The organism is Synechococcus sp. R8-2 (assembly GCF_047461715.1).
Classification (GTDB): Bacteria; Cyanobacteriota; Cyanobacteriia; order Thermostichales; family Thermostichaceae; genus Thermostichus.
The window spans coordinates 1-564 of record NZ_JANSHQ010000772.1; the positions used below are offsets into that span (position 1 = coordinate 1).

Consider the following 564-nt stretch of genomic DNA (forward strand, 5'->3'; position numbering starts at 1 on the left):
ATCTTCTATCCGCTCTGGGCAGGAGCTATCCTTCCCCTCTCGATCCAGCCAAAGGGCTCGCAAGCCTGCTGCTTTTGCCCCCTGATAATCGTCGCGGCGGCTGTCGCCGATGTGGCCGGCGGCTGCGGGGGGGATCCCGTGGGCTGCCAGGGCAGCTTGGAAGATGCGAGGATCGGGCTTGGCATAGCCCACTTGGGTGGAGAGGGTGAGGGTGGAAAAGTAGGGATCCAACTGCAACTGCTGCAGCACCCTGGGCAAGCGGCTGTCGAAGTTGGAGATCACCCCCAACCGGATCCCTTCCTGCTGCAGGGCCCGCAAAGCCGGCAGCGTCTCGGGATACAGCTCCCAGGGATCCGCCCCGGCAAAGTGCTCAAACAATTGGGCGAAAAAGTCTTCAAACCGGTGCTCTCCGAAGGCAGCCAGGGATCCCACCCGGGCAAAAGTCTCCCGCACCACCTGGCGCCACCAGGTCCGCTCCCACTCCCGCAAAGGGGATCCCGTCAATCCTGGGCAGGCCGGGGCTGGAGCCTGGGCAAAAACTTGGCCAAAAGCGCGATCCAAGGC

General features: G+C 63.7%; 1 protein-coding gene. It reads right to left on the bottom strand.

Annotated features, from left to right (window positions below):
* On the bottom strand, positions 1 to 564 hold a 564-nt coding region (locus NW819_RS14575), incomplete at both ends, for an HAD-IA family hydrolase (protein ID WP_414414186.1).